This is a genomic window from Bradyrhizobium sp. CCBAU 45394 (genome assembly GCF_028128655.1).
GTDB lineage: Bacteria > Pseudomonadota > Alphaproteobacteria > Rhizobiales > Xanthobacteraceae > Bradyrhizobium > Bradyrhizobium diazoefficiens.
This window is the reverse complement of the sequence record NZ_LBIX01000117.1, coordinates 1-8,481: the sequence shown is the minus strand read 5'-3', so window position 1 is coordinate 8,481 and position 8,481 is coordinate 1. Positions and strand designations below refer to the sequence as shown.

The following is an 8,481-nucleotide window of genomic DNA, read 5'->3' as shown; positions in this document are numbered from 1 at the left end:
CTGTGTACTCATTAAGCGGCTGGCCGCTTGATGTCCGCTCAACTCCTAACAGCGGCGAGAAAGCGGACACCTCCCGAGGTCGCTGAAGGGCCAACAGCGGAAATGAGCCCGAACATCATTTTTGCTTCCGCGGATCATCCTCGGGATTTAGGTAGTCGATACCTGTTGGTCCGACCCCGGTAATCTCAAAGATCACTTCCTCGTCTCTCGTTTCGGCAAACTGCCAAACCTTGGGCGGCACATGCGAAAACGTCCCGGGTGGAAAGCTCAAGAGTTTCGATGTGTCGACCTTGTCACCGAGCGCTGAATAATATGTCCCCGAAATGATAACGCGAACGCGCTCGTCAGGGTGAGAGTGCACTGGCATTTTGGAATTTGCCGGCACCTTGAGGCGAACAGTATACAGGCCAGGCTTGCCCGGATTGCCGTGGAGAACCGTAGTTTGCGTCCCCTTTGGCATAGAGGGGATTGGTGCCCATCTAATGTCGCTCGACGTCACGCGTTTGTATTCAAGCGAACTATCTTCTGCCAGAACTGTACAAATTTCGCTCGTGGCAAGTATGGCCATCAAACAGACTATGGTCTTGAAAATGCGCATCTCGTGCTCCATTCGGACTCTTAAGGACTGGCAATCGCGAAGAATATTGGAACGACGGCATCGAGTTGCATCACCCTAACGGGTGACAGTTGTGATGTCTGCATACCTTGTCACTTTGGTGGCATCTCTTTATGATCAACTACTAGTAGTTACCCGGCAGAGGGAGATACGCGTGATGAGAAGCTCTCACGTTACTCGCCGCCGCATGCTTCGCAGCGCTGCAGCTGGCGGTCTCGCGGCAGCAGCGGCCTCCGGCGTGATCGGTGCCGCCCGTGCCCAATCGGCGCGAAAGACCTTCGTCTTTGTCAGCGGGGCTTTTTGCGGCGGCTGGATATGGCGCCGGGTCACTGACCGGCTCGAGCAGGGCGGCCACAGAGTGTTCGCTCAGTCACTCACGGGTTTGGCCGATCGCTCGCATTTGCTGAGCAAGGACGTCAATCTGGACACCCACATCGCCGACGTCGTCAACCTGATCAAATGGGAAAGTCTCGAGGACGTCTGCCTCGTGGCATGGTCTTATGGTGGCTTTGTCGGCTCGGGCGCACTCGAAAGCATCGGCGATCGCGTCTCATCGGTTGTGTGGCTTGATGCCTACATTCCGGCCGACGGACAAAGGGTAGCCGACGTGGCGCTCGAGGTGGTGCGCAAAGGCATACAAATGACCATCGACAAGGGCGAGGCAGGTGTTCGTGGATCGGCGAGGTATCCGGCCGCTGTCGTTGCGGAGCGCGACCGGGTATTCGCGGAGTCCAAGGTGACCCCGCATCCAGTCGGCACCTATCTCCAGCAGATCAAGCTTTCCGGGGCGCTCCAAAAGGTGGCGAAGAAGACATACATCCGCCTCCCAAAATTTCCACAGCCGCCCTTTGACAAGGCACTGGCAGACTGCAAGAGCGACAAGTCTTGGGCCACATTCGAACTGCCGGACGTTGGACACATGGCCATGCTTGATGAGCCAGACCGCCTGAGCCAGTTGATACTGCAAGCCGCGTGAGATCGACCTCCCCATAGGTAAGGTGCAGACACACGCCGCGCTGCTTTATGTCCGCCTTGGGTCAAAAGCAGCGCTGGATGCCAAGTTAGATCGGCGTCCGGTTTGCCACTCACAGCCGACATGACACGTGCTCAATCGACCTTCGGCTATGGGCCAGAAGCTGCCTTCATAGGCCAGGGCGCTTACGCCCGTGTTGTCAAAGCCGACAGCTGATCCGTGTCGTAGCGATTTCGCAGATCGGCGAGCGCCTTTGGATCCGGCGCACCCTGCGCCGCGAGTTTCGCGAGCTCTTCGAAATAATGCTCGTGGCCGGGCGGAGAAACAGTCATCAGCACGCGAGCCGGCTTCTCACTGACATTCGTGATGTTGTGCGGCACCCCCGGCGGGATGAACAGATAGGTGCCGGGCGTTGCGCGGATCGTCCTGTCGCCGACATGCCATTCACACTCGCCCTCGAGCAGGTAGAAGGCCTCCTCCTGCACCCGGTGAACATGCCGCCCGGTGGCGAACCCTGCCGGGATCGTCCAGTCGAACATGCTCGTGTGCTGGGTATTTTCGCCGGTGACGAGGAACACCATGGGATGACCACGCAGGATGACCCCCTTCATCTCATCGGGCATGCGAATGACGGCCTCGGCGCTCATGTGACCCTCCTTTGACCAAAGGCTTACTTCTGGCAGGCACTTGTGCAACATCGGCCGACCGCGCCGGGAAGTCGTGAATTCGTTCCCAAAAATCTGCTAAAAGCGTCGAATGACAGTCGAGGGCGACCTCTACCAGTTCGGCCCGTTCCGCCTCGACCCCGAGGCGGGCATTCTGTACCGAGGGGCCGAACCGACCATGCTTGGGCAGCGCGCCGTCGCGCTGCTGCGCCGACTGCTCGAAAGTGCGGGCGTACCGGTGTCGAAGGACGCCCTGGTCGAAGCCGGCTGGGGCGGATTGGCGGTTGCCGACAACAATCTCACGGTTCAGATCGCAGCCTTGCGCCGGGTGCTGGCGGAGGCGGATGCTGGGAGCTGGATCGAAACGCTGCCGCGGCGCGGCTACCGATATGTGGGACCGGCCGTCGTCACCAATGCTCCCGATGCGTCGGCCGCCGCCCGCGCCGTGTCGGCACCGGCCTTGCCTGACAGACCGTCCGTCGCCGTTCTGCCTTTCTCGAACCTGAGCGGCGATCCGGAGCAGGAGTACTTCGCCGATGGGATGGTCGACGACATCATCACCGGGCTCGCACGGATCAACTGGCTTTTCGTCATCGCGCGAAACTCGACCTTCACCTACAAGGGCCGTGCCGTGGACGTGAAGCAGGTCGGACGCGAGCTTGGCGTGCGCTATGTGCTCGAAGGCAGCGTGCGCAAGGCCGGCGGCAGCGTGCGCGTGACGGGCCAAATGATCGACGCGTCGACCGGCGCCCATGTCTGGGCCGAGCGCTACGATCGCAGCTCCGACAATATTTTCGCCATTCAGGACGAGATCGCGCTGTCGGCGGTAGGCGCGATTGCGCCGAGCGTGCGGAAAGCCGAAATCGAACGTGTCAGGCGGAAACGACCTGACAGCCTCGACGCCTACGATTTCGTACTGAGGGCCCAGCCTGACGTCGATTCAGGCATGCCGAAGCAAGTGACGAGAGCGCTTGCGATGCTCGAGCGTGCGATCGCGCTCGAGCCGGCTTATGCGCTGGCGCATGGCAATGCCGCGATGTGTCACCATTGCCTGTTCCTTCGCGCCGGCTTGCAGGAGGTTAACCGTGCCGCTTCGATCCGCCACGCCCGATCGGCCATTGTCCATGGACAAGACGACGCGCTTGCTCTGACATGGGCCGGATTTTCCATCGGCATGGATGCGCACGATCGCGCCGCTGCATTTGCAGCATTGGAAGCTGCCCTCGCCATCAGCCCGTCATCGGCGCTCACCTACATTCTTGGCAGCGTTATTCTCGGATGGAGCGGCGAAGCGGAGCGCGCGATAGAATGGAGCGAGCGGGGTATGCGGCTAAGCCCGTTTGATTCGTGGGCCTGGGCCGCGTTTGACGCGCAAGCAATGAGCCATCTGCTGCGCGGACGTTACGACGAAGCTTGTCGCGCGGCCTACAAATCCGTTCAAGCCAATCCGGCACACAGCATCACTTATGTGCAATTGGCCGCCGCGCTGGCCAAACTTGGCCGGTTGGACGAAGCGAGGGCGGCCGCCGCGCGTGTCCTCGAGCTTCAGCCGGCCTTTCGCTACAGCCGTCAGTTTGCTGGCGTCAACTGTGCTCCGGCGCTGGCGGAGGCTCTTGGCAGCGCGCTGCGGGATGCCGGATTGCCGGAATAGCCCGCGGTTCGACGGGCTTGCATCTCTGTGTCCGACGGCGACCTGCAAGGACCGCACGAACTGCGGGGACGTGTTTGGCTTGGCCCGGATGCGCCGTTGTCCGCTCAAGAATGACCCGCCTCATTTGCAAGGAGGTCAACTTCCCGCCTTTCATCGGGCATCGGTGAAACGGCCGGCCGATGCCGGCGGGCAACGATACGGCGGAACAGCCACAGGACAACCGGACAAGCCAGGAGCACGACGGCGCCGAAGTCGAGCGCGGCGCGCGCGGAGCCGGCCGACGTGGAGAGCCCTCCTCCGATCGCAGGTCCCGCCAGCATGCCGGCGTAGTAGACCGTGTAGAATAGTCCCATTCCGATCGGCCGCATCTTCTGGTCGAGCACACGCGCAGGCAAGCTCATGATCGCACCGGCGGGCAGGCCACAGACGATTCCAAGAGCGACGACGATGGGAAGCACCGTACCGCTTCGCGACAGGAGAAGTGTCAGGAGGGCGAAAGAGATGCAGCCCGTCACGAGTATGGCATCGCCGCGCTTGGTCCGATCGGCGAGGAAGCCGCCGAGCGGGACCGAAAGGGCAGCGAGCCAGAGCACGATACTGATGGTTGATCCGGCTGCTGCACCCGACCAGCCTTGCTCGACGAGCATCGACGGGCCGAAACTGAAGATCATCGCAAAACCGATGTTGTAGAGACACCAGATCAGACCGGCGGCAATCACGGCGCAGCTCGTGTCGGCGGTCAGGCTGCCGCGCTCGCCTTCAACGGCGGCGGTCGCGTCCGGCGCGCGATAGACCGAAGCGATGAGGCAGAGGTCGATCAGGATCACCCCTGCGACGGCGAGATTGACGGCATGGAGCCCGAACGTGGCTCCGACTGCCGGCAACAGCATGAGAGCGACGGCGATACCAGCCGGCCATGAGTTGATGAAGATGGCCATCGCGGTGGCGATCTCCCGACCGGCAAACCAGTCCGCGACCATCTTGGTCATCAGAACGTTCAGGAGAACGCCGCCGATGCCGGCCGTCAGCCGGCCCGCGATCTGCGTGCTCCATGACGTTGACGTGGTCATCAGCAGTTCGCCTGCCAGCATCAGCAGGAGCCCGGCGAGAACCGTCGCCTTGTCGCCATAGCGGCGGCCGATCGCACCGCCGGGCAGCGCGAGCGCAGCGCCCGGCGCAAAATAGAGCCCGATCAGAACGCCGATATCGGCCAGATTCGCACCCAGGCTCTCGCTGAGCTGTGGCGCTATCGCCGCGATGCTCTGAAACTGAAAAGCGATGGCGGCCCGCGCGACGAACAGGACAGCAAGAATGGTCCAGCGGCTTGGCATTTCGATTTTCCCCGATGCCGCGACCTATGTCGCCGGCCGGATATTCTGATTCAGGCGGAAAAGATTGGTCGGATCGTAACGGGTTTTGAGCGCGGCCAACCGCGGATAATTCTCGCCATAGGCATCGCGGACACGATCCTCGCCCTCATCGCCGAGATTGTTGGCGTAGACGCCGCCTGTCGAATAGGGCCTGACGGCGCTCCACAGCTCGCGCGCCCAACGCATGTTCGCCTCGTCGTCGGCAGGATCATCCCAGATCGCTACCGGAAAGCAGTCGAACGCCGCATCACGGTTTGCGTAAGGCGAGCCGGACGTCGGAACCCGGGCGATTGCGCCGCCGACGTGCTGGAAAACCAGCAGCGACGCGGTGTTGGGCGCCCTCGCATAGGCGTCGAGCAACGCGTCGATCGCGCCCGCACTGATCTCGCGCAGGAACTGCGCCTTCCAGTAATAGCGACGTCCGCGCGGAAACAGGGCATCGCCTCCCGACTGAACCTCAAGATAAGGGACAGGTGCGAGGCGCGTCTCGACGGGCGAGCCGAACCTGACGATCGGTGTAAGGGCTCGCTCGCCGTCATGATGCGAGCCGACATAGCAGGCGGAGATGCTGAAGAACCGTTCGCCGGACGGCAGCGTGACCAGGGCTGCATCGACGTTCGCTTCGTCAGGGGCGCGGCGGGCGAATTCATCATAGAAGCGCATCGCCTCGCGCGCCTCGTCATATGGATGCAGTGCTGACGCGACCAGCAGCGAGGTGCCGATGGAATGCAGGCGATATTCGAATGTGGTCACGATGCCAAAATTGCCGCCGCCACCCCGAAGACCCCAGAAGAGGTCGGGGTGTTCGGTCGCACTGGCCCTCAGGATCTTTCCCTCGGCTGTCACCACTTCGGCGGCAATCAGGTTGTCGCAGGTCAGTCCGTATTTTCGTCCGAGCTTGCCGAAGCCGCCGCCAAGCGTGAGCCCGGCGATACCGGTATCGCTGTTGACGCCCATGGTGGTCGCCAGGCCATGCTCCTGTGTCGCCCTGTCGAACTCGCCCAGATTGAGGCCGGCCTCCGCGCGGGCGATCCGGCGGACCGGATCGACCTCGATCCGCTTCATGTGCGACAGGTCGATGATCATGCCGCCGTCGCAGACCGACAGGCCGGCGACATTGTGGCCGCCGCTGCGGACCGCGATGCAGAAGCAATGGGATCTTGCGAACGCGACGGCCCGAGCGACGTCCTCGGCGCCGGCACAATAGGCGATCATGGCCGGCCGCTTGTCGATAGCGCCATTCCAGACCTTGCGCGCCTCGTCGTAATCGACGCTCCCCTCGACGACCACATTGCCCTTGAGCCGTAGCTGCGGGGTGAGCCGCGGTTCAGCGTTTGATTTGCCCATCAGGTCGTCGTGCGACTGCTGCTGCTCCATCTGATTTGCTCCTCGCCGCGAATGCCTAGGCCATCTTCTCACGGAGCGCCGGATCATTTCCTGAATCCGATCCGAAAAAGTTGCAAAGTTTGCCAAAAAGGGTGTCTCTAGGCGATGGCGACGATCTACGAGTTTGGTCCGTTTCGTCTCGAGGCAGACGCCGACACGCTGTTCCGCGGCGCCGAGCCGGTTGCTCTCGGAAGGCGAGCGGTCGCGCTACTTCGGCTGCTTCTGGAGAAGGCGGGCAAGCCGGTCGGCAAGGACGCCTTGATGGAGGCGGCCTGGCCGGGCCTGGCGATCGAGGAAAGCAATCTGACCGTACAGATTGCGGCGCTGCGGCGGACGTTTGCCGCCGTCGAAGGCGGCAGCACCTGGATCGAGACGCTGCCGCGCCGCGGTTACCGCTATGTCGGCCCGCCGGCCGCCACCTTGCCCGATGGCAGCCGGCAAACGTGGCTCCCGTCCGCAAGCTCCGACAAGCCGTCGATCGCCGTGCTGCCGTTTGCCAACTTGAGCGGCGATCCCGCGCAGGACTACTTCTCCGACGGGATCACGGAAGACGTCATTGCGGAATTGTCGCGTTTCCGGTCGCTCTTCGTCGTGGCCCGCCATTCCAGCTTCGTCTACCGGGGAAGCTCGTCCGACATCAGAGAGGTCGGCCGCCAGCTCGGCGTACGATATGTGGTGGAAGGGAGCGCACGCCGGATCGGGAAGCGGGTGCGGGTGACCGTCAAGCTTCTGGATGCCGCGAGCGGCTTCACACTCTGGACGGAGCGCTACGACCGCGAGATCGAAGACATCTTCGCCATCCAGGACGAAATCGTAGGCAAGATCGTTTCGGCTCTGCCCGGCCGGCTTGAGGACGCGGGCCGCGAGATCGCGAGAGGCAAGCAGACCTCGAACACCACGGCCTACGATCTCGTCCTGCTGGGGAACGAGAAATGGCGTCAATTGACCGTCAGGAGCATGGATGAGGCGCAAGGCTACTTCAGGAAGGCCATGGAGCTCGATCCAGCCTATGCGCGCGCTCACGCCAACATAGCCTGGTCGGTAGTCTGCGCTGCGTTTCTGGAATCACCCGCCGCCCCTCCACTGGAGGATGGTCGTCGCGAGATCGAGCTCGCCCTCGATCTTGATGAGAACGACGCCTGGTCGCACGGCGTCTTCGCACAACTTCTTTTCCTCCAAAACCGCGATCAAGAGGCCGAAACTCACTTCAAACGCGCTCTTGCGCTCAATCCGAACGACGCTGATGTCGCCGCCGCTTTTGCAAATATTCTGGTCTACTGGGGACGCTGGCAGGACGCGCTTGCATGGATCAAATCGGCCAAACGGCTAAATCCATTTCCACCCAATATATACCATTGGTACCACGCGCTGGCGCTTTTTTCCGCTCGCGAATACGAACAGGCGATCGGCGTTCTCAGGGAAGTGCGATCAAGCGACCGCTGGTCGCACGCGCTCCTTGCGGCGTGCTACGCACAAACCGATCGACTGAGGGAAGCGAATTTCGAGGCGCGCGCATTCATTCGAGAAAGATGTCTGGAATTGAGTGAGAACGGCAAAGCTCCGCCCCTCAACACGCTGGACCTCGCCCGGATGCGCGCCAACAGGTATAGAAACCCCGTCGACCGGGATCATTTCCTCGACGGACTTCGCAAAGCCGGCCTAAGTGATGGACCCTCCCACTCTGGATAGCGACAACGTTGTTGGCACCAGCGACGGAAGTTGCGGAGAGCACTCCGATCGAGTGATCGCTCTTTCCTGAGGTCCGCTAATGGGATGGTCCGGCCGTGCTCCTGCCCCGCCAGCGATAAGCTGGCCAGGGG

The 8,481-nt window shown here is 62.1% G+C and carries 7 protein-coding genes; 3 read left to right on the top strand and 4 right to left on the bottom strand.

The genetic code is table 11. The features are described 5' to 3' along the window. Positions 1–115 precede the first annotated feature (115 nt). Positions 116–598 (bottom strand): cupin domain-containing protein, encoded by a 483-nt coding sequence (locus tag WN73_RS12505; RefSeq protein WP_271553015.1) that lies wholly within the window; start codon positions 596–598, stop codon positions 116–118. 175 nt (positions 599–773) lie between these two features. On the opposite strand from WN73_RS12505, the gene WN73_RS12500 reads away from it, so the two are divergent. Further along, on the top strand, positions 774–1,592 hold the full coding sequence (locus WN73_RS12500; protein ID WP_271553017.1) for an alpha/beta fold hydrolase: 819 nt from the start codon (positions 774–776) through the stop codon (positions 1,590–1,592). Positions 1,593–1,774: 182 nt separating this feature from the next. Here the strand turns inward: WN73_RS12500 and WN73_RS12495 are convergent, their stop codons facing one another. Further along, positions 1,775–2,236, bottom strand: coding sequence for a cupin domain-containing protein (locus WN73_RS12495; protein ID WP_271553013.1), 462 nt, complete (start codon positions 2,234–2,236; stop codon positions 1,775–1,777). A 109-nt stretch (positions 2,237–2,345) separates the two neighbouring features. Between WN73_RS12495 and WN73_RS12490 the strand changes: the two genes are divergently transcribed. Continuing rightward, positions 2,346–3,905, top strand: a complete 1,560-nt coding sequence (locus tag WN73_RS12490; RefSeq protein ID WP_271553011.1) for a winged helix-turn-helix domain-containing tetratricopeptide repeat protein — start codon at positions 2,346–2,348, stop codon at positions 3,903–3,905. 104 nt (positions 3,906–4,009) lie between these two features. Here WN73_RS12490 and WN73_RS12485 read toward each other — a convergent pair whose 3' ends face one another. Both WN73_RS12485 and WN73_RS12480 read right to left on the bottom strand, forming a co-directional pair. Beyond that, positions 4,010–5,236 (bottom strand): MFS transporter, encoded by a 1,227-nt coding sequence (locus WN73_RS12485; RefSeq protein ID WP_271553009.1) that lies wholly within the window; start codon positions 5,234–5,236, stop codon positions 4,010–4,012. Between the two features lie 24 nt (positions 5,237–5,260). After that, complete coding sequence (locus tag WN73_RS12480; RefSeq protein WP_271553007.1) at positions 5,261–6,652, bottom strand: FAD-binding oxidoreductase; 1,392 nt, start codon at positions 6,650–6,652, stop codon at positions 5,261–5,263. A gap of 114 nt (positions 6,653–6,766) precedes the next feature. Here WN73_RS12480 and WN73_RS12475 point away from each other — a divergent pair, with 114 nt between their 5' ends. Next, positions 6,767–8,350 carry a winged helix-turn-helix domain-containing tetratricopeptide repeat protein gene (locus WN73_RS12475; RefSeq protein WP_271553005.1) on the top strand — a complete coding sequence of 528 codons (1,584 nt, stop codon included), beginning with the start codon at positions 6,767–6,769 and terminating at the stop codon, positions 8,348–8,350. Positions 8,351–8,481: the final 131 nt, after the last annotated feature.